Source organism: Streptomyces sp. AK02-01A (assembly GCF_033795305.1).
Taxonomy (GTDB): domain Bacteria; phylum Actinomycetota; class Actinomycetes; order Streptomycetales; family Streptomycetaceae; genus Streptomyces.
The window spans coordinates 30,990-57,911 of sequence record NZ_JARBAE010000037.1 but is presented as its reverse complement, the minus strand read 5'-3'; the positions used below and the strand labels follow the sequence as shown (position 1 = coordinate 57,911).

The window sequence follows — 26,922 nt, the reverse complement described above, 5'->3', positions numbered from 1 at the left end:
TTTCGTCAGAAAAGCGGTTGCCCCGGACGAGATCGTTCACGCAACATTCCCGTATGAGCGCGCGGCTGCGGGGCATCGCGAAGGAAACCGAGGAGATCGTCCGAACGGGGAATTACCGTGCGTCGGACGGCCGTGACGTGGCGATTCACGAGGCCCGCGACGCGGCGCTGGCGGGGACCGCGATGTACGGTCCCGGGCCGGTGCCGGTCACGCCGGACACGGACCGCACGACGCGCCGGACCGCCGTCGTCGAGGTCACCGGCGAGAGCAGTCTGGAGGCGGCCCGGCGGCTGACCGCGGCCGGGCCGGACAGCGTGGCCGTCCTCACCTTCGCCTCCGCGCGCAATCCCGGTGGCGGCTATCTCCATGGCGCCCAGGCCCAGGAGGAGGCGCTCTGCCGGGCCTCCGCGCTGTACGCCACCCTCCTGCGCGCGCCCGAGTTCTACGCTCACCACCGCGCGGACCCGAGTCCGTTCTACACCGACCGGGTGATTCACTCGCCCGGTGTGCCGGTCTTCCGCGACGACCGGGGCCGGCTGCTCGACACGCCGTTCGCTGTCGGTTTTCTCACCTCGCCCGCGCCGAACGCGGGAGTGATCGCGCAGCGCGCTCCGGAGGACGTCCCGCGGATTCCGGCCGCACTGGCCTCGCGTGCCGAGCGGGTGCTGGAGACGGCGGCGGAGCGCGGCTACCGCCGGCTGGTACTGGGCGCCTGGGGCTGCGGGGTCTTCCGCAATGACCCGGTGCGGGTCGCGGAGGCGTTCCGGACGCCGCTCACCGGCGAGGGCCGGTTCGCGCGCCACTTCGACGAGGTGGTCTTCGCGGTGCTGGACCGGACGGCCGGCGCGACGACGCTGGGAGCGTTCCGGCAGGTGTTCGCGGGACAGCTCCGGCCGTAGGCCCTGTCCGCCCGTCGTGAACCCCGGCGGCGCCGCGAAAGCTCCGGCCGGGGCTCACACCGGGGACGGCTCACTGCCAGCCGTAGCGCTCCCTCAGCCGGTTGACCACCAGATTGAACCGCCCGCGGTCCAGGGCACAGGCCTCGCGCCGCATTCCTTTCTCGTGAACCCGCAGCACCCGGTCGACGGCCACCCAGGACTCACGGCCGGCGCGGTCCCACGGGCCCACCCCGATCGGCACCCATTCCCGGTCGTGCGCATGGCGCTTGCTGGAGAGCTGTACGGCCAGCAGCGTGCCGGCCGCCTCACGGGCCACCACCAGCACGGGACGGTCCTTGCCGCGCCCGTCGTTCTCCTCATAGGGCACCCAGGTCCAGACGATCTCGCCGGGATCGGGATCGCCGTCGTGTTCCGGGGCGTACGAGGTACGGACCGGGCCCACCTCACGGGGCCTGGCCTCGGTCGTGGCGTTCGGGCCGCTGCGGCCGGGAAAGTCGAAGTCGCGCTCGGTGTCGCCGTTGCCGGCATCGATGAAGGACGTCATCCGCATGACGTTAGAACCCGTACGGGCGGGCCCGTGGAGCGGGTCGCCGTACCAGGCGCGGGCGTCCGCCGGTACGAGCGCGCGGCGAGGTGCGCCGCCGCCTCCGGCTGGTTAGCGTCGGCTCTATGACTACCGTTCCGCGGCGCTTCGAGATTCTGCTGGTGGCCGAGTTCACCGAGGACCATGAGGGCCCGCCCGCGCCGGAGAACGCCCTGCGGTCGGCCCTCGTCGAAGCCACCGGTGACACCGGATCGTCCGGCTACCCGCGCTACGCGGGCAACGGCGTGGAGGCGGACATCGATCCCGAAACCCGCACGGTGGAAGCGCTGCTGATCGACGGCGAGGAATTGGACTACGGCCTGTCGGTCCGCGTTGTCCCCGCCCCGCCGGCCTGACCCGGGGAGGAGCGCGTGGGTCCGCCGGCGGCCCGCGCCCACGGGTCCGCCTCGGTGACGGCGGCGGCCGGAGGTCCGTTGACATGGTCCGGCGCCGGGCAGAGACTCGGGCCCGGACGATGGTGAACCATCGTTCACCACGCGAACAACCACGTCGCCGCCGTGGCAGAGAAGCCGGAGACCCGATGAGCATTCGCGACGTCTACATCGTCGACGCCGTCCGCACCCCGGTCGGCAGATTCGGAGGCGCCCTGGCCTCCGTGCGGCCCGACAACCTCGCCGCCCATGTCGTACGGTCGCTGGTCGAACGCACTCCGGACCTCGACCCGGCCAGGATCGGCGATGTCGTCTTCGGTGACGCGAACGGCGCCGGTGAGGACAACCGGGACGTGGCGCGGATGGCGGTCCTGCTGGCCGGACTGCCCGTGTCCGTACCGGGTGTGACCGTCAACCGCCTCTGCGGCTCGGGTCTCGAAGCGGTCATCCAGGCCGCTCGCGCCGTCGCACTCGGCGATGCGTCGGTCGTCGTGGCGGGCGGTGTCGAATCGATGTCCCGGGCGCCGTGGGTCCTTCAGAAGCCGGGGCGGGCGTATCCGGCCGGACACGAGCAGCTCCACTCGACCACGCTGGGCTGGCGGATGACCAATCCGAGGATGCCCGCCGAATGGACCGTCCCGCTCGGTGAGGGTGCCGAACTGATCGCCGACAAGCACGCGATCACCCGTGAGCAGCAGGACGCGTTCGCCCTCGCCAGCCACCGCAAGGCCGCCGCCGCGTGGGCCGCCGGTCTGTACGACGCCGAGGTGGTCCAGTACGGCGATGTGGAGCTCGCACGCGACGAGTGCGTCCGCGACAGCACCTCGATGGAGGCCCTTTCCAAGCTGAAACCGGCGTTCCGCACCGACGGCACCGGGACGGTCACGGCCGGGAACGCCTCACCGCTCAACGACGGCGCCGCCGCACTGCTTCTCGTCGACGAGGACGGGCTGCGCGAGACCGGCCGCGAACCGCTCGCCCGGATCCGTACCTCCGCCGTCACCGGCGTCGAGCCGCAGCTCTTCGGCCTCGGCCCGGTCGACGCCGTACAACGGGCCCTCGCCAAGGCCGGACGTACCTTCGCCGACCTCACCACATTCGAGCTCAACGAGGCTTTCGCCGCGCAGTCGCTGGGCTGTCTCGCCGAATGGCCCGGTCTCGACCCGGCCGTCGTCAACCCGCGCGGCGGCGCCATCGCCATCGGCCATCCGCTCGGCGCCTCCGGTGCCCGCCTCGCCGGATCCGTCGCCCATCAGCTCGCCGCGGCGGGCTCCGGGACGGGCCTGGCCGCGCTCTGTATCGGTGTGGGACAGGGCCTCGCACTCGTCCTCGAACGCTGACAGCGGATGCGTACCGGCGTCGGCGTCATCGGCGCGGGCCCGGCCGGTCTGCTGCTCGCCCGATCGCTGTATCTGGCCGGCATCGGATGTGTGGTGCTGGAGAACCGCTCCCGCGGCCATGTCGAGTGCCGCCGGCGCGCCGGAATGCTGGAGCAGGGCACCGTCGACGCCTTGCGCGCCTGCGGGGCCGCCGGGCGCCTGGACGCCGAAGGCATGGAACACCGCGGGATCGAGCTGCGCTTCGAGCGTGCGGCACATCGCGTCGACTTCCCTTCGCTGACCGATGGCCGCACGGTGATGATCTACGCCCAGACCGAGATCGTGAAGGATCTGGTCGGACTCCAACTGGCCGACGGGCCACCGCTGTTGTTCGGCGCCGCGGCACTGTCCATCGAGGGCGCGCTGTCGGACCGGCCCGTTGTGCGGTTCCGTCACGCGGGTCGCGACCAGACACTGGAGTGTGACTACGTGGTGGGCTGCGACGGTTTCCACGGGATCGCGCGCGCCGCGGTTCCCGCTGCCGTCCGCCGGACGTACGAGCGGGACTATCCGTACTCCTGGCTCGGCATCCTCGCCGATGTCCCGCCGTCCTCCGAGGAACTGGTCTACGCGAGGGGCGCGTCCGGATTCGCGCTGCAGAGCATGCGTTCACCGTCGGTCTCACGGCTCTATCTCCAGGTCCCGAACGGAACCCTCGCCCCCGACTGGCCCGACGAGCGGATCTGGGACGAACTCGATGCCCGCCTGGCCGTCGACTCCACCGACTGGCGTCTGAAGCGCGGCCCGGTCACCGACAAATCGGTCACTCCCATGCGCTGTCGTGTGACCGAGCCGATGCGGTACGGCAGGCTGTTGCTGGCCGGCGACGCCGCGCACATCGTGCCGCCCACCGGTGCCAAGGGCCTCAATCTCGCCGTCGCCGACGTACATTTGCTCGCTCGGGCCTTCGCGGCGCTCTACCACACCGGCTCGACCGAACCGCTCGACGCCTACTCGGAGTTGGCGCTGCGGCGAGTGTGGCAGGCGGCCCGCTTCTCGGACGACCTGACAACGATGCTGCACATGCGACCGGGCGCGAGCCCGTTCCATGACCGGATGCAGCTCGCGCGGCTGCACCGGATCGCCGACTCACGCGAAGCCGCGGCCGAGTTCGCCGCGAACTACACGGGCTTGCCTCTGTGCTCCACCGGCTGAACCCGTGGATTCGGCTTCGCGGCCTCGGGCGGGCCGGCCCGGCGCCGGGCATGACCCGGCGCCCGTCGTTCATACATACAGCCATACAGCGAGAACCGTGCGGAATGTGTCCGGCCGGTCAGACGGCTCCGTCAGCTCCGCCGACGGAGCCGGCGCTCTTGGCCTTCGCCTCCGCCTCCTCGACCGACTTGCGGACCTCGTCCATGTCCAGGGCGCGCGCCTGGCCGATCACGTCCTCCAGCGCTGCCTCGGGCAGCGCGCCGGGCTGGGCGAACACCGCGACATTGTCCCGGACGATCATCAGCGTCGGGATCGAGCGGATGTCGAAGGCGGCGGCCAGTTCCTGCTGCGCCTCGGTGTCGACCTTGGCGAATACAAGATCCTCGTGACGCTCCGAGGCCTTCTCGTAGACCGGGGCGAACTGGCGGCAGGGGCCGCACCAGGAAGCCCAGAAATCGATCAGGATGAAGTCGTTCTCCGACACCGTCCGGTCGAAGTTTTCCTTGGTGAGTTCCATGGTGGTCATGACCCGATACCTCTTCCCATTCCGTGATGAGCCGACTGCGACAACCGCCGGTGTCCACTCGGTATTCCTCGCCCATTCCCGAAGATCGTCTGGCCATGCGACCCCTCCCGCACCAGACTGAGCCCATGACGGAAGCGATGGAATATGACGTGGTGGTGCTCGGCGCGGGACCGGTCGGAGAAAACGTGGCCGACCGCGCCAGAGCGGCCGGGCTGAGTGTGGCGGTCGTGGAGAGCGAGCTGGTCGGCGGCGAGTGCTCGTACTGGGCCTGTATGCCGAGCAAGGCGCTGCTGCGCCCGGCGATCGCCCGTGCCGAAGCCCGTCGCGTCCCGGGACTGAGCCAGTCCGTACAGGGGCCGCTCGACGCCTCGGCTGTGCTGGCCCACCGTGACGACATAGCGGCACATTGGAAGGACGACGGACAGGTCGCGTGGCTCGACAGCATCGGAGCGCGCGTCTACCGGGGGCAGGGACGGCTGGACGGGACGAAGAAGGTGACGGTCACGGGCCCGGAGGGCGACGAGCAGACACTGACCGCCCGCCACGCCGTCGCCGTATGTACGGGCAGCCGGGCCCTGCTGCCCGATCTGCCGGGACTCGCCGGTGCCAGGCCCTGGACGAGCCGTGAGGCGACCAGCTCCCACCATGTCCCGGGACGGCTCGTGGTCGTCGGCGGAGGAGTGGTGGGTGTGGAGATGGCCACCGCGTGGCGCGCGCTCGGGTCCGAGGTCACGCTGCTGGTCCGGGGCAGCGGTCCGCTGCCCCGGATGGAGCCGTTCGCCGGTGAGCTGGTCGTCGCGGCGCTGAAGGAAGCGGGTGCCACGGTCCGTACGGAGGTCTCCGTCGCCGCGGTCGAACGCGACGGCGGAACCGGCCCGGTGACCGTCGTGCTGGCGGGTGGTGAGCGGATCGAGGCCGACGAGGTGCTCTTCGCCACCGGTCGCGCCCCGCGCACGGACGACCTCGGCATGGAGTCGATCGGGCTGGAGCCCGGCTCCTGGCTCAAGGTCGACGACAGTTGCCGGGTCGAGGGCAGCTCCTGGCTCTACGGCGTCGGTGATGTCAACCGCCGCGCGCTGCTGACGCACCAGGGCAAGTACCAGGCACGTATCGCGGGCGCCGCCATTGTCGCCAGGGCCCAGGGAGTGCCCGTGCTGGAGAGCGACCCGTGGGGCGCGCACGCGGCCACCGCCGACCATGCCGCCGTCACGCAGGTCGTGTTCACCGATCCGGAGGTCGCCTCGGTCGGCCTCACTCTCGCCGAGGCCGAGGCGGCGGGCCACCGTGTCCGCGCGGTCGACTACGACACGGGCGCCGTCTCCGGCGCGAGCCTCTACGCCGACGGCTACACGGGCCGGGCTCGCATGATCGTCGACCTGGACCGCGAGATCCTCCGCGGTGTCACCTTCGTCGGCTCGGCCGCCGGGGAGATGCTCCACTCCGCGACGATCGCGGTGGTCGGCGAGGTACCGATCGACCGCCTGTGGCATGCCGTTCCGGCGTATCCCACGATCAGCGAGGTGTGGCTGCGGCTGCTGGAGACCTATCGCGGCTGAGGCCTGAGGCTGAGGCCTGAGGCCTGAGGCTGAGGCCTGACGTCCCGGGCGGGGCTCCGCCAGGGACGCGAGCGCCGTACATGGGCGGAGCTCCGCTGTGAGCGGCCTCTTGACGCCTGCATGCCACTGGGCCTCCCATGGAGGCCACGCCCGGGCAACGCACAGCGCGTGCGCTATCCTGTCGAGGTGGCGAACCCTTCCTTCCAGCGCGCGCGCTCCGCCGAGAACAAGCGTCAGAGGGCGAGCGCGCTGGTCGAGGCCGCGCGCTCGCTGGCGCTGGAGAGCGGCGTCGCATCGGTGACGCTGACCGCCGTCGCCGAGCGCGCGGGCGTGCACCACTCCGCCGTGCGGCGCTACTTCAGCTCGCACAAGGAGGTTCTCCTGCACCTGGCCGAGGAGGGCTGGACGCGCTGGGCGGACGCGGTGAGCGATGAACTGACGGGCCAGGCGCCGGCGACCCCCAGGGAGGTCGCCGAGGCACTGGCGAGAGGACTGGACGCGGATCCGCTCTTCTGTGACCTGCTCGCCAATGTCTTCTTGCACCTTGAGCACGACGTCGACGCCGAGCGCGTCGTCTCCTTCAAACGCGGCAGCCGCGTGGCCGTCGAATCCATGGCTGAGGCGATCGGGAACAGTGTGCCCGGGCTGGACGCTCGCGGCGCACTCGACATCGTGACCACCGCGTATGCCCTTGCGGCGACTCTCTGGCAGGTCGCGCACCCGCCGGAGGCGCTGGCGCGGGCCTACGCCGAAGACCGGACGATCGCGCCTCTGTGGGCCCTCGACTTCGTCCCCACACTGACCCGCCTGTTGACCGCGGCCTGTATCGGGATCTCGGCCGAGGTGGCAGAGTCCGCGGCCGGGAAGCGATAGGCCGGTCAGTCCCGCCTCCGGTGGGGCCGGTGGTCCCGGGCTGCCACACACCGCGATTGTCCGTCGCCGGCGGCCAACGGCGCAGGGCGGGAGGGAACGACGTGCGGTGTGTCGCTCTCCTCACGCGCCCGCGCCGTTCGGTCAGTGGCCGACAGTGACCACGATCTTGCCCAGGTGGGTGTTCGAGTCCATGTGCCGGTGCGCGTCCGGCAGCGCCTCCAGTCCGTCGAAGACGCGGTCCACCACCGGCTTGAAGGCCCCGGAGGCCAAACCCGTGTTGATGTAGTGGGCGGCGCGGCGGCGGCCGTCAGCGGTGCCGGTGATGTCGAAGTTGTTGTAACCCGTGACGGTCAACGGCCAGTTCACCGGAAGATGGGCGGGACGCTGGTCGAGCCAGCCGTAGATGATCACGGTGCCGGCGTGGGCCAGGGCTTCGCTCAGGCGTGGCAGGCCGGGGCCGCCGACGGCGTCGAAGATGAATTCGGCGCCTTGGCCGCCGGTGAAGGCGCGGACCTCCTTGACGGTGTCCTCCTCGTCGGTGACGACCACATGAGCGGCGCCCGCGTCGAGGAGTCGCTCCTTCTTGACGGCGGTGCGGGTGGTGACGACCGGAATGGCGCCGATACGGTTGGCGACCTCGATCGCGGCGAGGCCGACGCCGCTGGAGCCGCCGGTGATCAGGACGTGGTCACCGGGGCGCACCTTGCCGATCTCGATAAGAGCCCCGTACGCCGTGCAGTACGTGAGGAAGACGGCGGCACCCGTCACCGCGTCCACCGAGTCGGGCCGGTGGATCACGGAGGTGGCCGGCAGGATGACGCGGTCACCGTAGACGCCGTAGCGGCTCAGCTCGAAGTTGCCGACCGAGACGACCGGGTCGCCGAGGACGAAGCCGGTCACGTCGGTGCCGATCGCCTCCACCACACCTGCCGCTTCGTAGCCGTTGCGGGAGCCCGGGAGGGTCGGTTGGTAGAAGTATGTGCCCGCGCGGAAGAAGGTGTCAGCCTTGTTGAGGCCGAGGGCGTCGACGCGGACGCGGACCTCGTCCGGGCCCGGGGCGCCGAGCGGGATCTCCTCGACCTTGAGTACGTCGGGGCCGCCGAGTTCATGGAAGAGCACTGCCAGTGCGGTGGAGGAATTGGTCATGAGGTGACCGTACGAGGACTGCCGTGAGACTCTCCATGCTCCAAAATCTCCGCTTTTTGTCCCAGCGTCTTCACCTCCGGACGTACGGATAAGCTCCGCGCATGGACGTGCTCAGCGACGCCATCGCCGCGATGCGCACCGGGCTGCCACACTCCTCTCGCACCCATAAGTTCGCGCCCTGGGGGCTGCGGTTCGGCGCCTCCGACGGAGCGGGCTTCCATGTCGTGCTGCGGGGCTCCTGCTGGCTGATCCCACCGGAGTGTGATGAGCCCCTCGCGCTCTCACCCGGAGATGTGGTGTTCCTTGCGCACGGGCGCGGGCACGGCCTTGCCGACGATCCGGCGACACCTCTCGTCGACGTCATAGAGGCGCCCGGCGGGAGCTGGGTCCTCAGCGAGGACGTGCCGACCGGGTCCGGCCCGTCCACATTGATACTGTGCGGCGCCTACCGGCTGAGCCGGGCGCGGGCGCATCCACTGCTCACCGGGCTGCCCGACGTCGTCCATCTGCCGGCCCGGCTCGGCTCACACCCGGCGCTCCGCTCGGCCATCGAGCTGCTGGGCGGCGAGTTGGAGCGGCCCGGGCCCGGTTCGGACGCGGTCGTGCCCGCGCTGCTCGACACGCTGCTGCTCTACATCCTGCGCGCCTGGCTGGAGGAGCACGCCGGGCCCGGGACCACCGGCTGGGCGGCGGCACTCGGCGATCCCGCGATCGCCGCCGCGCTGTACGGCATTCACCGCGACCCGGCGCGCGCATGGACGGTCGAGGAACTCGGTGCGCGTGGCGGGCTGTCGCGGGCGGCCTTCGCGCGACGGTTCACCACCGTGGTGGGGCAGCCTCCGCTGGCGTATCTCACCTGGTGGCGGATGACCACAGCGGGACGGCTGCTGAGCACGGATGACGCTCCGCTGCGCACGGTGGCCCAACGCACCGGGTACTCATCCGAGTTCGCCTTCGCCAAGGCGTTCAAGAGGGAGTACGGAGTCTCTCCGGGCCGGTACCGCAAGGAACGTGCGGCGGCCCGTGGCGGGGAGCACTGACTTCGCCGCCTGGAGCATTCGCGGTGGCGCGGCCGGCTCCGCCCCGGCTCCCGCGCACCGCTCCTGGATAGCGCACGTGCTGTGCGTTGCGTGCCCGGCGGGAGTGCCGTAGCTTATTTAACACACGGAATGTGCGTTAAGCGTGGCCGACTCCAGTGTGTCCGCTCACCAGGCACCGCCCGACAAGACAGGAGCCTCTCGATGGCAGCCAAGACATGGTTCATCACAGGAACCTCGACCGGCTTCGGCCGTGCCCTCACCGAGGCGCTACTCGCGCGCGGCGACCGCGTCGCCGCCACTCTGCGGCGTCCCGCCGCGCTGGACGACCTGGCGGCCGAGTACGGCAGCCTGCTGTGGCGCGCCGAACTCGACGTCAGCAGGCCCGCCGAGGTGCGCCGAAGCGTGGACGACGCCTTCGCCGCGCTGGGGCGCATCGACGTCGTCGTCTCCAACGCCGGATACTCACTCGTCGGCGCCGTCGAGGAAGCGACCGACGAGCAGGTCGCACGCCAGCTCGACACCAATGTGCTCGGCTCGATGACCCTGGCCCGAGCGGCGCTTCCGCACCTTCGCCGTCAGGGCGGTGGCCACCTGATTCAGTTCTCCAGCGTCGGAGGTCAGGCGGCCTTCCCGTTCGTGGGCGTCTACAACGCGACCAAGTGGGCCATGGAAGGGTTCTACGAGGCGCTCGCTCAGGAAGTCGCCGGGCTGGGCATCGCCACCACGCTGGTCGAGCCGGGAGGATTCCGCACCGACGCCAACACCCGCAGCGTGGACGTCTCGCCCGCGCTGCCGGTCTACGCGGAACTGCGCGAACAGGTGTTGCGCGACTTCGCCGAGCCCATCGGCGATCCGGCCGGACTGGCCACCGCGGTCATCTCCGCCGCCGACGCGGCCAAGCCTCCTCGCAGGCTGCTACTGGGCAGCGACGCTTACGAGGCCGTGCATGCCTCCCTCACCGCCCGACTGCACGAAGTGGAGGCCCAGAAAGACAGCGCGGCCATCACCGACCACACCTGAGCGGCCCACCGCCGCGCGACCGCCGATCATCGCGAACCACCGGAGAACGCCGACTGTTCCGCGCCACACGGCAGGACGTTCCGCGCCACACGGCAGGACGTTCCCTGCCACACGGCACGACGTTCCGCGCCACACGGCAGGACGCGAGGCGCCTTTCCCGATGTCCCCGGGCCGCCGCCGGGGACAGGTGCCGGAGAGCGGCGCCCGGGCCGGGTCATCTGCCGGGCACGCCACTGCCCTTGATCGCGTCCCTGGTCCGGTCGACCAGCGAGGCGAAGGGGCCGACGGTCCACTGAGCCATCGGTGAACCGGCGACGGCCGGGTGCGGGCGGGTGGGCGCGATCTTCTCGGCCGCCCGAAGCCGTGCGCCCATTTCCCTGAGCTGCGCCTCCGAGCGCGCGGCGCGCACAGCGGGGAACTCCTCCCGCTCCTCGTGTTCGGCGTGGTCGGACACGGCCCGTTCCAATTCCGCGAACCGGGCGTTGAACTCCGGACTGCCGACGTCCATCTTCTCCAGCGCGGCGAGTGCCTTGCTCGCCTCCTTCTCCTCCCGGTTGCGTGCGTCGGCCTCCTCCTTGCCCGCGGTGTCCTTCGCGACCGGGCGCATGATCATCTCCTCGGCCGTCTCGTGCACGGTGAGCAGTGCCCGCAGCTCGTCGAACGCCTGCTGCTTGGTCTCACCGCGCGCGTTCCTCACCTCCGCGAAGAGGTCCCGGATGCGGGCGTGCTGGCGCAGCAGGATGGCCACCACGTCGTCCTCGGGCAGTGCTGCCGCCTGGGCGCGTTCCGCGTCTGCCTCATTCATCTTCGTTCCTTTCCGCCGACCGTTCGCATCGAATACGAGTCACCAGAGGGCCGCGTCGATAAACCAGCCGGCCGGTTCCTTCGTCCGGGTGGACGCGCCCGCCGGACTCCGGGCCCGGCGGTGGTGACCCACCGGGCTCCCGGCGGAACGACCGGATATCGTTTTCGATCGGCTGGAGAGTCACCCGCACGGCGTGATGGCCGCGTTCGAACGGCGAAGGAGTGGACGATGACCCGTGTGCCCCGGCAGGACTGGATCCGGCGGTTCGCGCCGCGTCCCCGGGCGCGGTTGCGGCTGGTGTGTTTTGCTCACGCGGGCGGAGCCGCCAGCGCCTTTCACGGCTGGGCGGAGCTGCTGCCGGAATGGATTGAGCTGGTCACCGTCCAGTATCCGGGCCGGCAGGACCGTTACGGCGAGCCGATCCCGGCGGGAATTCCCGAGCTCGCCGAGGAGATCCTGCGCGGCGCCGAGGACATCGCCGGTTTCGACCGGCCCACCGCCTTCTTCGGACACAGCATGGGCGCGCTGGTGGCCTTCGAAGTCGCCCGCCGGCTTCAGTGGCGTTCCTCCTCGCCGCCGGCCGCGCTCTTCGTGTCCGCGTGCAAGGCGCCGGCGGCACGCACTCCCAGGGGCCTCACGTTCGAGGAGAACGAGATCCGGGACTACCTCGGATATCTCGGTGGCTCGGGCGCGGCACTGCTGGAGAACGAAGAGCTCTGGGAGTTCGCGTTTCCGGTGATCTGCGGCGACCTGCGGATGACAGAGGCGTACCGCTACGCCCCGGGCGCTCCGCTGACCTGTCCCGTTGTCAGCATCGCGGGCGACCGGGATCCCGCGGTCACGCCCGATGACGCGGCCCTGTGGAAGGACTACACCACGGGAGAAGCGGACGCGCGTGTTCTGCGCGGCGGACACTTCTACTTCGAGGAATCGCTGCCCGGCCTCATCGCGATCCTGACCGAGAGGCTGACTCGACTCGTCCGGCACTGAGATGTTCGTGGGAAGCGCTCCGACGCTCCTTCCCAAACACACCCCATCCGATGGGCGTCCGCGTACCCTACGTTGACTTTCCAATCGAGGAGTGGGCATGGCTGGACAGTTCGAGGCGACCACGGAGATCAACCGGCCCATCGAGGAGGTCTTCGCCTTCCTCGCCGACGGAAGGAACGATCCGAAGTTCAGCCCCCGGGTGCAGGAGATCGCGAAGACGCCGGACGGCGCCACCACGGTCGGCACCGTCTTCCGCAGCACCGTCAAGGACGCCGGGATGAAGACCGGGCGGGAGTTCCGTATCACCGAAATCGAAGCGCCTCGCAAGGTGCGCTGGACCGAGGTCTCCAAGAACCTCATCACCGCGACCGAGGGCGGCTACGACCTGGAATCCATCGCCGACGGAAGAACCCGGGTGCGGATCTACAACGTCCTTGAGGGGCACGGCCTCGGCAAACTCCTCGTCGGTGTCGCCCTGAGCGCCTCCCGCAAGGACGCGCCCGCCTTCGGCGATCGCATCAAGAGGGCCGTCGAAGCGTCCTGAGTCCGGCGCCGGGACCGATCCCGGCGCCGCCGCTTCTCCGGCCGCCGGTCAGTTTCTCGTGCCGAGCCTGCCGCGGTTGTGCAGGACGTAGAGGAATGCCAGAGACGGAACGATGAGGAGTACGGCGGCGCCGGCGACGCCCGCGAGCACCCACAACGTGGGTGTGGGCGAGGCCGCTTCGGCGAGGCTGAGATGAGTGCCGAGCAGATACGGATACTGGGCGACTCCCCATCCGCAGACGACGGCGGCCACGGCCAGCGCCGCCAGCATGCGCAGCGCGCCGGCTCTTCTGGTCCTCAGCAGGAAGAGACTGGCCAGGCCGCTCAGCGCGGAGATGATCAGTAGTGGCAGTCCACGGTGACTCAACTCGTGGAACAGGCGCGGCGAGTCCGCCTGGAGCACGAAGATCCCGGCCAGACTGACCAGACCCGTGACGGCTCCGGCGAGCAGCGCGCGCCGGGTGAACCACGCTTCGAGATCGGGGCTCTGGCTCTGCCGCGCGGCGGCGGTCAGAAACACCGCGGCCAGATAGGAGCAGACCAGAACCGCCAGCACTCCTCCGAGCACGGACGTCGGGTTGAGCCAGCTCCCGAGAGGATCGCCCTTCCCGCCGGCCGGTACCCGCCCGGAAGCGATCGCACCGGCCAGACTTCCGAAGCAGTACGGGGTGACCACCGAGGACAGCGCGAACACCGCTCCGTAGACCCGCTGCTCCGGCGTACGCAACGACGCCTTGCGGAACGCGAAGCCCGCTCCGCGCAGCACGATGCCCAGCGCGGCCAGGCCCAGCGGAATGTACAGCGTCGTGGTGATGGCCGCGAACGCGGTGGGAAAACCGCTCCACAGCACGACGAGGCAGTAGATCAGCCAGGTGTGGTTGGACTCCCAGACCGGACCGACCGTCAGATCGATCAGACGGCGGGGCCTGCTGCCGCGCGCCGCTCCGCCGCCGGTCAAGTCCCAGAAACCGGCACCGAAGTCGGCCCCGCCGAAGAGCGCGTAGGCGATGACGCCGACGAACAGAATGACCGCGATGGCATCGCTCATGTCTGGCGGTCCTCTCCCGTGTGTGCGCCGGTGAGAGGCTGGTCGGGACCGTACGGGACATGGACCGCGTCGTCGCCTCCGTCTCTCCAGCGCCGTGTCAGAGACCGCAGGACGAGTACGGCGCCGGTGCCCACCGCGAGATAGATGGCCAGGGCGGCGGCGAAGAACGGCCAGAGATTGCCCTGCGTCGCCACGGCGTCCTTGGTCAGCAGCAGGCCCACAACGGTCCAGGGCTGCCGTCCGACTTCGGTGACCACCCAGCCGCTCTCCAGTGACACCACCGCGACGACTCCGCTCAGGGCGACACACCAGAGGAACACGCGATTGGTGGGCACCTCCCGCCGGCGCCACCACAGCCAGGCGAACCAGAGGGAGAGCGCGAACAGCGCGAACGCCGTCCCGATCATGATGTCGAAGGCCAGATGCACGATGCTCACCGCCGCGTCCTCGGGCCGCACCGCGGGCGGGATCGCGTCGAGCCCGCGGATCTCGGTGGACGGTCTGAAGTCCGCCAGCAGCGAGGCCAGGTCCGGGATCTGGAGGCCGTAGCGGACCTCGCCGTCGATCAGCACACCGGCGAGCGTCTCCGGGACATGGTTCCCGGTGGTGGGCAGCAGTTCGATGGCGGCGAACTTCGCGGGCTCGCTGTTGAACACCTGGCGGGCGACGATGTCGCCGACGAAGATCTGTACGGGCATGGCGACGGCGGCCACGACGAAACCGGTGAGGAATCCGAGCCGGTGATAGCTGTCGCGGCGGCCCCGCAGCATTCCCACGGCGTAGACACCGGCCACCGTGAAGCCGGCGACGATGTACGCGGCCAGCAGCATATGGATGCTCTCGAACCAGAAGGCGCCGTTGAAGAACACCTCCGCCGGACGGACCTCCACCACGCGGCCGTCACGCATCGTGATTCCGCCCGGCTGGTTCATCCAGCTATTGGCCGCCACGACCGCGCAGGTGCCACCGATGCTCGCCAGGACGACGGGCACGCCCGTCCAGAAGTGCACCCAGGGAGGAAGCCGCTTCCAGCCGTAGATGTAGATCGAGACGAAGATCGCTTCCAGGAAGAAGAAGATGCCTTCGATCGCGAACGGGAAGCCGAAGGCGGCGCCGTAGCGGCCCATCAGCCGGGGCCAGAGGATTCCGAGTTCGAAGCTCAGTACGGTGCCGGTCACCGCTCCGACGGCGAACAGTACGGCCGCCACCTTCGACCAGCGCTGTGCGAGAAGCAGGGCCTGTACGTCACCGTGACGCAGACCGCGGTAGTTGGCGATGAGCATAAGAGCCGTGAGAGCCACACCGAACGGGACGAGGATGATGTGGAATCCCAGCGTGAAGGCCATCTGCTCGCGGGCGGGCAGCAACTGCGGCGGATCGTCTGCCGAAGCCAGAGCCTGAAGCAGGATCCCGGCAGCATCAGGTGAGTACGGCATTTCCGCATCTTTCATGTGCCTGCCGGGTCGGCGCCGCCGGTGACACGGACCGGCCGGTGACACCACCCGTTCGGACGCCCGGGAGCACGGTGGAGACCACTGATGGGTGTCAGCGGACCGGGTCGACCGGATTCCGGCGAGGGACCAGCAGCGGGTCCTCCGCGGTGAACGGCAGATCGGCCATGTCGTCCGGCGTGGTACCGAACGCGGCCGCGAGGACCTCCTTGCTGAATCCGCCGACGGACGCCTTGTAGCCGATGTCGCCGGGAGTGCTCTGATCGAAGAAGATCAGGAAGTGCAGTTCTCCTTCACCGATGTCCTCGATGTGATGCGGATAGGCCCTCGGGATGAAGTAGACATCGCCCGGGCTCAGCAGATAGGTGTCGACCTCTCCTCCCGGGCTGAGAAGCGTCATGCGTCCCCGGCCCTCGTGCACGTATCCCATCTCCGCGGTGACGGGATGCCAGTGCGGTTCGCGCATGCCTTCGTCGGTGATCCGCAGGGAGTACATGGAGATGTTCTCCAGGACCGGCCAGTACTGCGTCCTCGCGGTTCTCGCGGAACCCGCCGCGGAGGCCACCGGCGCCGGCATCGCGTCGACGTCGAACTTGTACGGATCCTTCCTGCGCGCGTCGAGCGGGATCTCCGCCGGAGCTTGCCGGGTGCCTATGTTCGTGTCGGCCGGTCCGCGCCGCAGACCGCTGAACGCCGACGCGGGCAGATCGTAGGTGTTGCCGAGCACCGCGTCGGTCATCGCTCCGAAGGCGCCGGATATACCGAAGTCCTCCGGGCGCTCGTGACTGAATCCGATGATGAACTCGGCCTCCTCGCGGCCGGTGTTCTCGATGTGGTGCAGAGCGCCCGACGGAACGAAGAACATCTGGCCCGCCGCGATGGTGAAGCTGTGGTGTTCGTTTCCGTTGCCGAACATCGAGACCAGCGCCTCGCCCCGTACGCAGTAACTGAGCTCGTTCGCGTTGGCGTGCCAGTGCGGTTCGCGCACCGCCAGCGGCGCCAGCACAAGGCGGCGGATGGAGAGACGGTTGAGGGCCGTGAAGTTCGCCTGCGTCAACTCGCTTATGGTGCCTGCCGCGGTGCTCGTGGTGTACGGCTGCGCGGTCAGGGACCGTACGTGCGGGGACTGGGCCATGGCGGTGCTCCTGCTCGCTGAGGTGGTGGACGACGCGCTCGTGGCGGGCGTGTCGAAGAGGGCCGCTGCCGGCCGGTGACACGTGGTGCGGGATGGGAACGCGGCCGCTCAGAGAAGCATCAGCAGAGTGCCGCACGCCAGGAAGGTGACCGCGACGCCGATGGACGAGGCGGCGAGAGTGGTGGACCGCCGGTTCGCCAGTGGCCCCATCAGTGTCCGGTCCCGGCTGAACAGCACCAGCAGCAGCACCGCGACCGGGACGCCGAGCGACACAAGGACCTGACTGGCTATCAGCAGCGCCGTCATCGGCACTCCTGTCAGCATCAGCGCCACCGCCGGGACCAGAGTGACCGTCCGGCGCAGCGCGGGCGAGACGCGCCGGGTCAGCAGGCCCGCCACGATCACGTCGCCGGCGAGCGCGCCGGTACCGCAGGACGAGACACCCGAGGCCAGCAGCGCGATGGCGAAGACCAGTGCGGCGGCGCCGCCCACCTGCGCGGTCAGCTCGGCGTGGGCACCGTACAGATCTCCCTGCCAGGCACCGCCGGCCACGGCCAGTCCCGCGCCGAGTACGACCATCGAGGCGCTCACCAAGGTCGCCGTCCCCAGCCCCAGCAGGCAGTCGACGCGCAGTCCTCGCCGGACACCGCTCGGGTCGCTGCGCGCGGCGTGCGCGTCCCGGCCCGACTGCACCATGGCGGAGTGGAGATAGAGCGCGTGCGGCATGACCGTCGCGCCGATCATCGCGAGGACGAGCGGGAAGGTCTCGCCGTCCAGCCGGCCCGGTATCAGACCGGCCGTCAGCCCGGCCGGAGACTGGTGGCCGACGGCCAGGATGTCGAAGAGGAAGCCACCGCCGACCAGGATCAGGGCGGCTGCCGCGCCCAGTTCGAAGCTACGAGAGCGACCGCGGCGCCGCAGCGTCACCACCGCCAGCGAAGCCGCGGCGGCCAGCAGTACGGCGAGCCAGGCCGGCGTGGAGAACAGCAGGGACATACCGATCGCCGCGCCGACGAATTCGGCGATCTCGGTGGCTATTATCACCAGTTCCGCCTGGCACCACAGGAGGCGCCGCGCGGTTGAGCCGAAGCGTTCACGGCACAGCAGCGGAAGGCTTTTACCGGTGGCCAGTCCGATTTTCGCGGACAGATACTGCAACAGCATCGCGCAGGCGCTCGCCGACACAATGACCCACAGCAGCCGATATCCGGTGGTGGCGCCCGCGGTGAGATTCACCGCGACATTACCGGGATCCACATAGGCGATGGCGGCGACGAAGGCAGGACCGATGAGAGTGACGACCCGCGGCTTCGCCGGGCGCCGGGAGGCGGTGGGTGCGACAGCCGTGTCAAGGATTTCGGAGACCGGTGGGTCCGGTATTCCTGGACTGCGGATTTCGATCCGCTCGTCCGTTGATTCATTCGTGTACGGATGAGACCGTCCCGGAATTCGGGACGGGAGACCCACGGGTATCAAGGCACGCTCCTTATTCTGCGGGACAGTCCCAAGGGCTGTCCCGTAATGCCTGGTGGATCAGCGCGCGGCGTCGGATGCGGTGCGTCGCAAGGCGGAGAAGCGCCCGCATACTGAATGCATTCGGGCCATTCGGGCGTTCCGGCAACGCGGCGAGACGCCGTAGCTGTCGTCGCGCGCCTGCCGGGGATTCGGGGACAGTCCTCAACATATGAATGTCTCCTGAGAGGCGCCAACGCTGCTGGCATTCGGGTCAGGCCGGCGCGCGGCGGCGCGTACGCCGGCGCCCGGCGATCGGGTCTCGATAATTAATTAGGGATTGGAGCCGTGTATGGCAGCGGAGCCCGGTTCGGCCGGCCGCGCGACGACAACGACCGGCTGGCTGAGTCGTCAGAAGGGTTCCGTGCCGTCGGCGACGGTGGTGGCGCTCACGCTTGTGACCGGTGCCGTCGACGCGATCAGTTTTATGGTTCTCGGCGGCGTCTTCACCAGTGTGATGACGGCGAACCTCGCCCTGCTCGGCCTGGCGGTGGGGTCCGACGACCTGACGCTCGCCGGGCACGTCGTGGTGGCGCTCGCCGGATACGTCTGCGGCATCCTGGGCGGCGCCTGGTGCGGCATCCGGCCCGCACGGGAGAAGCCGTTCCGCTGGGACGGTGCCAGAACGGCGCTGGCCGGAGAGCTTCTGCTCGTCTGTGGATTCCTCGGCGGCTGGATCGCGGTCGGCGGCACTCCCGGTATGGCGGCGCAGCTCGGCCTGCTGGCCACGGCGTCCCTGGCCATGGGCTGTCAGAGCGGGCTGATCCGCGTCGCGGGAGCGCGCGATGTCTCCACCACGTACCTCACGGGCACGCTCACCGGGATTCTGGCCGAGCTTGTCACGACGGGGAGGCTGCAGCGGTCGAACATCGTGCTCATCGGTGTGCTGCCGGTGGGCGCGGCCCTGAGCGGAGCCCTGGTGACCTGGGCACGTCCCTTCGCACCTGTCCTGCCCGCCGCTCTGCTGGCGGCCACCTTGGCGCTCTCCTTCGCTCCGGCGAACGGGAGAGGACCAACGGCCCCATGAAGACGCGAACGCCTTACCTTCCGGCCGCCCGGCAGAAGAATCGCCTCGTGCCCGCGCTTCTCCGCGGCCGGTCCAGACCGTCCAGGACAGTTACGGTCATGACGGCATAGGCGAGATGAGGCACGACATCGGCCACCCAGTCCTTCGCGGCCCAGGTACGCGGGTCGGTGACGCCGAGTACGGTCATCGGCCCGTTGGTGCCGATCAGCGCTCCGATGGTGGCCACGACACCGTCCGCGAGGAACCCGGGCCGCCATCCCGCGCTCCGTGCGACGCCCATGAGCGCTCCCATGGTCACGCCCGCGGCGAGACCGGTCAGCGGACCGAGACCGGCGATCCGGTTCTGCCGCTTTTCACCGGAACCGGGCACGAGAATCCGGGACTTCTCCGACAGCCGCTCCACCGTGACCTCGGGAGTGGTGCTCGCGGGCCTGCCGCGCAGAGCCATGTCGAGATAACTGGTCATATCGAGAGCGGTTGTTCCCGCCATACCCGCCGCGGCCCCTCGCAGGGCGCCCGCCAGCAGCCCGCCCGCTCCGTATGCTCCACGGCGCGTGGCCTTTCGACACTGTGCGCGCAACACGTCAGTAGCCTCCCGGAACGGGTGGATCCGTTGTGGCGGACATCCGTCGAGCGAGCCGTCCGGATAAAAGTGAACACCGCCCGGCCGGTCGCCGCCACCGGTGAGTCCGGGCCGCCGCTGGACGTTATGAGGCGTTCGGCGCGGGCTCCCTCGGATTCGCGGCGGGGCCGTTCCGGATGGGCAGCACAGGACAGTGCCTGGCCGAGCCACTAGGCTTTTACGCGCTGGGAGGCGACACGTCGTTACGTCTGAAGGTGAGACCGTGAGCGCTCCAGACCACACACCGTCCGGCGCCCCGCATCAGCCGGACTCCCATTCCGCCGGACCGGATCCGGCCCGGCGCGTGAAGCCCGCCCGAGGACACAGGCCGGACGCGCGCAGGAAACCGCGCCGCCATGACTACGACCATCCGGCCGCCGGCTGGGGCGCGGCCGGGAGTGTGACACGCGTACTGGCACGTGAAGGCGCACTGCTGGACGGGCCTCGCGCCATATTCAAGATGAATCACGAGGGCGAGGGTTTCGACTGCCCGGGATGCGCGTGGCCCGACGACATCAAAGGACTGAAACTCGACATCTGCGAGAACGGCATCAAACACGTCACCTGGGAGATGACCCGGAAACGTGTGGGCGCGGAGTTCTTCGCGGCTCACACCGTGTCCGAACTCGCCGGCTGGAGCGATTTCGACCTGGAGGACCAGGGCCGGCTGACCGGGCCCATGACGTACGACCCGGACAGCGACCGCTATGTGCCGATCACCTGGCAGGCGGCGTTCGACATGATCGGTGGCACGCTGCGCGGACTCGACAGCCCTCATCAGGCCGCCTTCTACACCTCGGGCCGGCTCGGCAACGAGGCGACGTTCCTCTATCAGCTCATGGCCCGGGAGTTCGGTACGAACAATCTGCCCGACTGCTCCAACATGTGCCACGAGGCGTCGGGCCGGGCACTGTACGCCTCGCTCGGAACGGGCAAGGGCACCGCGGACCTCGCGGACTGGGAGGCCACGGACGCCCTGTTCATCATGGGCGTCAACGCCGCGTCCAACGCTCCGCGCATGCTCACCGCGCTGGCCGAGGCGTACCGGCGCGGTACCCGGATCGTGCACATCAATCCGCTGATCGAAGCGGCGGCCACCCGCACCATCGTGCCGCACGAGCTGACCCGGATGGCGACATTCCACTCCACTCCGACCAGCACCTTGAACCTCCAGGTCCGCGGCGGCGGTGACATGGCCCTGATGAGAGGCATCGCCAAGGCGGTCCTCGAAGAGGCGCGCGGCGATCCCAAGGCCCTCGACCGGAGGTTCATCGAGCGCTACACCCATGGCTTCGACGCCTACCGGGAGCTGTGCGAGGCGACGCCGTGGGAGGAGCTGGAGCGCCAGTCCGGACTCCGGCGAGCCGACATCCTCGCCGCCGCCAAGGTCTACTCGGAGTCGGCCCGCACCCTGATGAGCTGGTGTCTTGGAGTGTCCCAGCACGAACACGGTGTCGACACGGTCCGCGAGATCGTCAACGTCCTTCTGCTGCGCGGCAATCTGGGACGCGAGGGAGCCGGCCCGTCTCCGGTGCGAGGCCACAGCAATGTGCAGGGAAACCGTACCTGCGGGATCAACCACCGACCGGAGGGACCGTTCCTCGACCGGCTCGCCCAGGTGTGCGGCATCGAGCCGCCGCGCGAGGACGGACTGGACACGGTGGGCACCGTGGCGGCCATGCACGAGGGCCGGGTGAAGGTGTTCGTCGGCATGGGCGGGAATTTCGCCCTCGCCGCTCCCGACACGGCCTACACTCAGGAGGGCCTGCGCCGTTGTGCGCTGACGGTGCACGTGAGCACAAAACTCAACCGCAGCCATGTCGTCCACGGCGAGCGCGCGCTCATCCTGCCCTGTCTCGGACGCACCGAGAAGGACCACCAGCGCGCGGGCGTCCAGGCCACCTCCGTCGAGGACTCGATGAGCATGGTGCATCTGTCCATCGGCATGAAGCGTCCGGCCTCGCCGCACCTGCTCTCGGAGCCCGCCATCATCGCCGGTATGGCGCGCGCCACTCTCCCGGACAGTCCGACTCCCTGGGACGACTACACCGGTGACTACGACCGTATCCGCGACACGATGGCCGAGGTCCTGGACGGATTCGAGGACTTCAACCGTCGCGTGAGGCTGCCGCTGGGCTTCCGTATCCGTCAGCCTGCCAGGGAGCTGGTGTTCCTCACTCCGTCCGGCCGGGCCGAGTTCTCCACCGCTCCACTGCCGGACGTCATTCCGCCCGAGGGGACGCTGCTGCTCCAGACCATGCGGTCACACGACCAGTGGAACACCACCATCTACTCCGACAGCGACCGTTACCGGGGCATCGAGAACCTGCGCACGCTGGTGTTCATGAACGCCGACGATATGCGCGCCCGCCATATCGTGTCCGGTGGACTGGTGGATGTCGTCAGTGTCGCCAAGGACGGCAGCAGCCGTGCTCTGCGCGAGTACCGGGCCGTTCCCTATGACATCCCGGCCGGCTGCGCCGCCGGATACATGCCGGAGATGAACGCGCTCATCGGAGCGGCCGACTACAGCCAGGAGAGCGCTCAGCCACTGATGAAGAGCCTCAAGGTGCGGATCACACCTCACACAGAGACAACGACGGCGCGATAGCCCGCCGCTCACCTGGCGGGGAGCTGGATGAGCAGGAGCGCGGCGTCGTCGTCGAGCCGGCCGGCGTTGTGATCGAGCAGCTTTTCCAGCAGTGCGTCCAGCATTTCGGTGGAGTCGGCCGAGAGATGCTGCCGCAGCCGCTCCTCAAGTGGGAAGAACGCGCCGTTGTGGTCGCGGGCCTCCGACACACCGTCCGTGTACAGGAGAAGCTGGTCGCCCTCCGTGAAGGGGAGGGTCGTCAGACAGGGCTTGGCGTCGCTGAGTTCGAGCAGCCCCAGCGGCGGCACCGGCGGTTCCGCGTCGATGGCGGTGACGGTTCCCTGGTGGACGAGAAGCGGCGGCACATGGCCGCAGTTGGCGACCTGAAGCCTGCACGGAGAAGGAAAACCAACGATGACGGAGGTCACGAAATCGTCGCCGGCGAGATTGCGGCGAAGGCTTCGCTCGATCCGGTCCACGACATGGAGAAGATTCGGTTCGTTGTGCGCGGCCTCGCGGAAGATGCCCAGGACGAGCGCGGCGGTGCTGACCGCCGGCAGACCTTTGCCCCGTACGTCGGCCATGATGGCGCGTGGCCCGAACGGGGTCAGGACCACTCCGTACAGGTCTCCTCCGATGCTGGCCTCGGCGGCCGCCGCGCTGTACCGCACGGCGATGCGCAGTGGTCCCACCCGCTCCGGCACCGGCGCGAGGATGGCTTGCTGCGCCGCCTCGGCCACGGACCGGACCGCGACCAGCTCGCGTTCCCGGCGCTGCCGCAGCGCGCTCAGCAGTGCGCTGGCCGTGGTGACCACGGCCAGCGCCACCAGTCCGACGGACTGGTCCTCCATGGACGGTGATCCGGGGCGCAGTCCGAGCATCACGGCGATGACGAACGAGGCGGCGCCGAACGCGACCACACCGTACGGCCCGTAACGCGCGGCGGCCAGCGCCGGCGCGGTGGCGAGCATCGAGAGCCAGCGCAGCCCGGGGCCTGTCAGAAGAGCGGCCAGGGAATAGGCGGCGACAAGCACATAAGGAATGATCGCCGACGCGATGGCGATGCCCCGCGGGAGCTCCGGGATGGACCTGTGCGCCGGCTCGTCGGGTAGGAAGAACCTTGCCTGGGTGCGTGCCATGTCGCTGTTCCTAGGGGTCGGACCAGAAGTTCCGCCGGCGCGTCGGACAGCCGGCGCCTCGGACAGCGAGGGAAGGCCGATACGGCGGATCCACGGGGCTGGGATGAGCCGCGGGAACTTCTGCGAGAGGGATGCAGATTTTTTGGGGAACAGGAAGGACTTTCCGGCGTGTGTCGTGCGACTGACCGGTCGGAACACAACGACGACCACACACGCCGGCCGATGTCCAAGGCAGATACACCTCGTGCTCCGGCCGCGCTCTGATACAGCAGGCTACCCCGAAGCGGGTCACAATGGAGCGGTGTGCTGCTCACCGGGGCCGCCTCCGCGATGCCTGCCGAGGCACGGCACTTCGGTGCCCGCCGCCCCGCCTCATCCGGCCGAAGAGCCTCGGCCGCCGTCATGGCGTGGACTGCCCCGGACCGATATTTGACTGAGCGTTCCAGAAGGGCTTACGGTCATGCGGAGACGCGCACCCGGAGTTCCCGAACGGGATATCGGTGTCCGCGAATATTGGAACGGCCGGTAAAGATTGACGTCCGAGGCGGTCGTCACCGGCTCCGGAAAGGTGAGAAACATGAAGAAGACCGGCGTGGGAATCATCGGCGCGGGTGCCCAGGGATGGGCGTCCATCAGCCACGTTCCCGTCATCGGCGCGCTGCCCGCGTACGAACTGCGCGCGATCAGCACCACGCGACGCGAAAGCGCGGAAGCGGCGGCCAGGAAGTTCGGCGTCGGCGCCGCCTTCGACAATCACCATGACCTCATCGCGCATCCCGGCGTCGACCTCGTCGTGGTGTCCGTGAAGGTCCCGGAGCACCACAGGCTGATCTCCGCCGCTCTGGACGCCGGGAAGATGGTCTACAGCGAATGGCCGCTGGGCACCGGTCTGGAAGAGGCGGCCGATCTCACCCGCCGGGCCGAGGCGGCCGGGGTGCGCACCGTGATCGGGCTCCAGGGACAGTACGCCTCCGAGATCCGGCACGCCCGCGACCTGATCCACGACGGATACATCGGCAAGGTCCTCGGGACGACACTGGTCGGTTCCGGCATGGTCTGGGGACCCGACGTCGACCGGCACGGCAACGCCTACCGGTTCGACAGGTCCAGTGGTGCCTCGGCGCTCACCTCCGCCACACTGCACGCTCTCGACGCGCTCTTCTTCACGCTGGGCGATCCCACCAGCCTGGCCGCCAACCTCATCACCGCGCGCGAACAGGTCAAGGTGACCGAGGACGGCAGCATGCTTCCGGTGACCGCTCCGGACCAGATCGCGGTCATCGGCACACTGGCCGGAGGCGCCGCGCTCTCCGCCTTCTATCGCGGCGGTGCCTCGCGCGGAGCGAACTACCGCTGGGAGATCAACGGCAGCGAGGGCGATCTCGTCCTGTCCTCGTCCTGGGGCAACATGCAGGTCGCGGACCTCACACTGGAAGGTGCCCGCGGAGACGAGCCCGCGGTGCGGCGGATCGAGGTGCCCGAGTCGTACACGGCGGACATTCCCGCCGAGGTGACCGGACGCGCGCGCAACGTCGCCCAGGTCTATCTGGACCTGGCCCGGGACCTGAGAGAGGGCACTCACACTGTGCCCGGCTTCGCTCATGCCCTCGCGCGGCACCGGCTCATCGACACGATCGAGCGCGCCTCCGCCACGGGCCGGACGCAGCGGCTGGGCTGAAACACACCGGCGCGGCAGGACCGCGGCACAGTGCCCCCGCGTCCTGGCCGCGGGTGTGCGGGCGCTGTGCCGGACCGTACGGCCGCCGCTCGGCGCGCGGCGGTCAGAAGACGCGGATCGGGATCTCGGCCGGGGCCTCCAGAAGATCGGTGATCTCGTCGTCCAGCCGGACCAGTGTGATGGACGCGCCGGCCATGTCGAGTGAGGTGCAGTACTCGCCGACATAACTCCGGCGGACCTCGATACCGCGTTCGGCGAGCTGTTTGTGGGCCAGCCCGTACACGAGATAGAGCTCGCCGATCGGAGTGCCGCCGAGGCCGTTGACCATCAGCGCGACACCGTCACCGGAGACATAGGGCAGATCCTCGACGACAGCGTTGAGGAGTTCGCGCACGATGGCGTCCGCGGGCTTCATCTTCTCGCGCCGCCGACCCGGCTCGCCATGGATTCCCACGCCCATCTCGATCTCGTCGTCGGGCAGATCGAACAGCGGGGACCCCTTGGCCGGCGGCGTGCACGCGGTGAGCGCCATGCCCATGGTGCGGGTGACGGAGTTGACCTTCTCGCCGATCCGGTACACCTCGTCGAGCCCGGCGCCGCGCTCGGCCGCCGCGCCGGTGGCCTTCATCACGAAGAAGTTGCCCGCCACTCCGCGGCGGCCGACCGTGTAGGTCGAATCCTGTACGGACACGTCGTCGTCGATGAACAGTGTACGGACGGTGACACCGTCGGCCACCGAGAGCTCTTCGGCCATCTCGAAGGCCATCCGGTCGCCTGTGTAGTTGTTGACCAGCAACAGGACGCCCTTGGGAGACGCCATCAGCTTGACCGTCTCATAGACGTAGTCGGTGGGCGGCGCGGAGAAGACGTCGCCCGGACACGCGGCGTCGAGCATCCCTTTGCCCACGGTCATGACGTGCGACGGCTCATGTCCGGAGCCCGATCCCTGGACGATGGAGACCTTGTCGGCCCGGGGCGCGTCGGCGCGCGTGATCAGGTTGAATTCCGGGACGTACCGCAGGGTGCCGGGATTGGCCAGGGCCAGCCCTTGCAGCATCTCGGGCACATAGTTCTTCGGGTCGTTGACGAACTTCTTCATGCGATCGCTCCTGGATCTCGACGGGCGGGGACGGGCCACGAGCGGTTCATGTGCGCTCCGCCCATTCGTCGGCGACGCGCTCCGCCATGATGGCGACCGCCATGGCTCCCGCGTCCGGGGACCCGATGCTGCGCTCGCCGGTGTAGCTCGGCCGGCCTCGCCTGGCCCGCATCGGGGTGGTCGCTTCAGCGGCGGCACGTGCCGCCGAGGCCACGACCCTGGCGAGACCGGCGCCACCGGCCGCCGGGCCCTCGCCGGTCTTCGTCGCCTTCTCCAGCGCGTCGGTCATCGGGATCAGCGCGTCCAGCAGTGTCTTGTCACCGAGGTCGGACTTGCCTCGCGCCTTGATGCCCTCGGCGGCGGCGCGCAGCATGGCGACGGCGTCCTCACCGCTCAGGTCCGAACGGTCGCTGACGGCTCCCGCAGCCCGGAGGAACGCGGTACCCCACAGCGGGCCCGAGGTGCCGCCCACCCGCTTGGAGATCACCAGAGCCACCTGCTTCAGAAACGCGGAAGGAGAGCCGCGGTCCAGCGAGTCCCAGTCGGCGAGAACGATCTCGAAGCCGCGCGCGAGTGAGTATCCGAGGTCTCCGTCGCCCACGACGGCGTCGAGCTCGCTGAACTCGCGCTCCTTGTCCACCGCCGTCCGCGCGACGGTTCTGACAACGAACTCAAGATCACTGGTTGTTGTCGATGACATGGCGGCTCCTGACT

At 69.3% G+C, this 26,922-nt stretch carries 25 protein-coding genes; 13 read left to right on the top strand and 12 right to left on the bottom strand.

Features of this window, described 5'->3' with window-relative positions; genetic code table 11:
• Positions 1–53 precede the first annotated feature (53 nt).
• Complete coding sequence (locus tag PV679_RS27575) at positions 54–899, top strand: TIGR02452 family protein (protein WP_319683112.1); 846 nt, start codon at positions 54–56, stop codon at positions 897–899.
• 70 nt (positions 900–969) lie between these two features.
• Here the strand turns inward: PV679_RS27575 and PV679_RS27570 are convergent, their stop codons facing one another.
• Positions 970–1,443, bottom strand: coding sequence for a type II toxin-antitoxin system PemK/MazF family toxin (locus tag PV679_RS27570; RefSeq protein ID WP_319683111.1), 474 nt, complete (start codon positions 1,441–1,443; stop codon positions 970–972).
• 125 nt (positions 1,444–1,568) lie between these two features.
• Here PV679_RS27570 and PV679_RS27565 point away from each other — a divergent pair, with 125 nt between their 5' ends.
• The 3 genes from PV679_RS27565 to PV679_RS27555 all read left to right on the top strand — a co-directional run bounded on the left by PV679_RS27565 (position 1,569) and on the right by PV679_RS27555 (position 4,408).
• A complete protein-coding gene (locus PV679_RS27565) occupies positions 1,569–1,838 on the top strand; it encodes a hypothetical protein (protein WP_319683110.1) in 270 nt (89 codons plus the stop codon).
• Positions 1,839–2,023: 185 nt separating this feature from the next.
• Complete coding sequence (locus PV679_RS27560) at positions 2,024–3,214, top strand: thiolase family protein (protein ID WP_319683109.1); 1,191 nt, start codon at positions 2,024–2,026, stop codon at positions 3,212–3,214.
• A gap of 6 nt (positions 3,215–3,220) precedes the next feature.
• Positions 3,221–4,408, top strand: a complete 1,188-nt coding sequence (locus PV679_RS27555) for a 4-hydroxybenzoate 3-monooxygenase (protein ID WP_319683108.1) — start codon at positions 3,221–3,223, stop codon at positions 4,406–4,408.
• Positions 4,409–4,526: 118 nt separating this feature from the next.
• Here the strand turns inward: PV679_RS27555 and trxA are convergent, their stop codons facing one another.
• A complete protein-coding gene (gene trxA / locus PV679_RS27550; RefSeq protein ID WP_319683107.1) occupies positions 4,527–4,934 on the bottom strand; it encodes a thioredoxin in 408 nt (135 codons plus the stop codon).
• A gap of 125 nt (positions 4,935–5,059) precedes the next feature.
• On the opposite strand from trxA, the gene PV679_RS27545 reads away from it, so the two are divergent.
• Together PV679_RS27545 and PV679_RS27540 are read left to right on the top strand one after the other, a co-directional pair.
• Positions 5,060–6,490 carry an NAD(P)/FAD-dependent oxidoreductase gene (locus PV679_RS27545; protein ID WP_319683106.1) on the top strand — a complete coding sequence of 477 codons (1,431 nt, stop codon included), beginning with the start codon at positions 5,060–5,062 and terminating at the stop codon, positions 6,488–6,490.
• Between the two features lie 186 nt (positions 6,491–6,676).
• Entirely contained in the window at positions 6,677–7,363 is a 687-nt protein-coding gene (locus tag PV679_RS27540; RefSeq protein WP_319683105.1) for a TetR/AcrR family transcriptional regulator, read from the top strand.
• A gap of 141 nt (positions 7,364–7,504) precedes the next feature.
• Here the strand turns inward: PV679_RS27540 and PV679_RS27535 are convergent, their stop codons facing one another.
• On the bottom strand, positions 7,505–8,509 hold the full coding sequence (locus PV679_RS27535) for a zinc-dependent alcohol dehydrogenase family protein (protein ID WP_319683104.1): 1,005 nt from the start codon (positions 8,507–8,509) through the stop codon (positions 7,505–7,507).
• A 101-nt stretch (positions 8,510–8,610) separates the two neighbouring features.
• On the opposite strand from PV679_RS27535, the gene PV679_RS27530 reads away from it, so the two are divergent.
• Together PV679_RS27530 and PV679_RS27525 are read left to right on the top strand one after the other, a co-directional pair.
• Positions 8,611–9,549 carry an AraC family transcriptional regulator gene (locus PV679_RS27530; RefSeq protein ID WP_319683103.1) on the top strand — a complete coding sequence of 313 codons (939 nt, stop codon included), beginning with the start codon at positions 8,611–8,613 and terminating at the stop codon, positions 9,547–9,549.
• Positions 9,550–9,750: 201 nt separating this feature from the next.
• Positions 9,751–10,569, top strand: coding sequence for an SDR family oxidoreductase (locus PV679_RS27525; RefSeq protein WP_319683102.1), 819 nt, complete (start codon positions 9,751–9,753; stop codon positions 10,567–10,569).
• Positions 10,570–10,783: 214 nt separating this feature from the next.
• On the opposite strand, the gene PV679_RS27520 is transcribed toward PV679_RS27525, so the two are convergent.
• Complete coding sequence (locus tag PV679_RS27520; RefSeq protein WP_319683101.1) at positions 10,784–11,374, bottom strand: hemerythrin domain-containing protein; 591 nt, start codon at positions 11,372–11,374, stop codon at positions 10,784–10,786.
• A 228-nt stretch (positions 11,375–11,602) separates the two neighbouring features.
• Here PV679_RS27520 and PV679_RS27515 point away from each other — a divergent pair, with 228 nt between their 5' ends.
• Together PV679_RS27515 and PV679_RS27510 are read left to right on the top strand one after the other, a co-directional pair.
• Entirely contained in the window at positions 11,603–12,364 is a 762-nt protein-coding gene (locus PV679_RS27515) for a thioesterase II family protein (RefSeq protein WP_319683100.1), read from the top strand.
• Between the two features lie 97 nt (positions 12,365–12,461).
• A complete protein-coding gene (locus PV679_RS27510) occupies positions 12,462–12,908 on the top strand; it encodes an SRPBCC family protein (RefSeq protein ID WP_319683099.1) in 447 nt (148 codons plus the stop codon).
• A 48-nt stretch (positions 12,909–12,956) separates the two neighbouring features.
• Here PV679_RS27510 and PV679_RS27505 read toward each other — a convergent pair whose 3' ends face one another.
• The 4 genes from PV679_RS27505 to PV679_RS27490 all read right to left on the bottom strand — a co-directional run bounded on the left by PV679_RS27505 (position 12,957) and on the right by PV679_RS27490 (position 18,008).
• Positions 12,957–13,955: a cytochrome d ubiquinol oxidase subunit II gene (locus PV679_RS27505; RefSeq protein WP_319683098.1), complete on the bottom strand. Its 999-nt coding sequence runs from the start codon at positions 13,953–13,955 to the stop codon at positions 12,957–12,959.
• Positions 13,952–15,391: a cytochrome ubiquinol oxidase subunit I gene (locus PV679_RS27500; protein ID WP_319683097.1), complete on the bottom strand. Its 1,440-nt coding sequence runs from the start codon at positions 15,389–15,391 to the stop codon at positions 13,952–13,954. The genes PV679_RS27505 and PV679_RS27500 overlap by 4 nt, the downstream gene beginning before the upstream one ends.
• Before the next feature lie 109 nt (positions 15,392–15,500).
• A complete protein-coding gene (locus PV679_RS27495; protein ID WP_319683096.1) occupies positions 15,501–16,541 on the bottom strand; it encodes a cupin domain-containing protein in 1,041 nt (346 codons plus the stop codon).
• A 108-nt stretch (positions 16,542–16,649) separates the two neighbouring features.
• Entirely contained in the window at positions 16,650–18,008 is a 1,359-nt protein-coding gene (locus PV679_RS27490; RefSeq protein WP_319683135.1) for an Nramp family divalent metal transporter, read from the bottom strand.
• Positions 18,009–18,345: 337 nt separating this feature from the next.
• Here PV679_RS27490 and PV679_RS27485 point away from each other — a divergent pair, with 337 nt between their 5' ends.
• Positions 18,346–19,080, top strand: a complete 735-nt coding sequence (locus PV679_RS27485) for a YoaK family protein (RefSeq protein ID WP_319683095.1) — start codon at positions 18,346–18,348, stop codon at positions 19,078–19,080.
• Positions 19,081–19,093: 13 nt separating this feature from the next.
• Here PV679_RS27485 and PV679_RS27480 read toward each other — a convergent pair whose 3' ends face one another.
• A complete protein-coding gene (locus tag PV679_RS27480) occupies positions 19,094–19,570 on the bottom strand; it encodes a hypothetical protein (RefSeq protein WP_319683094.1) in 477 nt (158 codons plus the stop codon).
• 436 nt (positions 19,571–20,006) lie between these two features.
• Here PV679_RS27480 and PV679_RS27475 point away from each other — a divergent pair, with 436 nt between their 5' ends.
• Positions 20,007–22,313: an FdhF/YdeP family oxidoreductase gene (locus tag PV679_RS27475; protein WP_319683134.1), complete on the top strand. Its 2,307-nt coding sequence runs from the start codon at positions 20,007–20,009 to the stop codon at positions 22,311–22,313.
• An 8-nt stretch (positions 22,314–22,321) separates the two neighbouring features.
• Here PV679_RS27475 and PV679_RS27470 read toward each other — a convergent pair whose 3' ends face one another.
• The gene (locus tag PV679_RS27470; protein ID WP_319683093.1) at positions 22,322–23,431 is read right to left on the bottom strand and encodes a PP2C family protein-serine/threonine phosphatase; all 1,110 of its coding nucleotides are present in this window, start codon (positions 23,429–23,431) and stop codon (positions 22,322–22,324) included.
• A 577-nt stretch (positions 23,432–24,008) separates the two neighbouring features.
• On the opposite strand from PV679_RS27470, the gene PV679_RS27465 reads away from it, so the two are divergent.
• On the top strand, positions 24,009–25,109 hold the full coding sequence (locus PV679_RS27465; protein WP_319683092.1) for a Gfo/Idh/MocA family oxidoreductase: 1,101 nt from the start codon (positions 24,009–24,011) through the stop codon (positions 25,107–25,109).
• A 103-nt stretch (positions 25,110–25,212) separates the two neighbouring features.
• On the opposite strand, the gene dhaK is transcribed toward PV679_RS27465, so the two are convergent.
• Both dhaK and dhaL read right to left on the bottom strand, forming a co-directional pair.
• Positions 25,213–26,208, bottom strand: coding sequence for a dihydroxyacetone kinase subunit DhaK (gene dhaK / locus PV679_RS27460; protein WP_319683091.1), 996 nt, complete (start codon positions 26,206–26,208; stop codon positions 25,213–25,215).
• A 46-nt stretch (positions 26,209–26,254) separates the two neighbouring features.
• Entirely contained in the window at positions 26,255–26,908 is a 654-nt protein-coding gene (dhaL, locus tag PV679_RS27455) for a dihydroxyacetone kinase subunit DhaL (RefSeq protein ID WP_319683090.1), read from the bottom strand.
• Positions 26,909–26,922 lie beyond the last annotated feature (14 nt).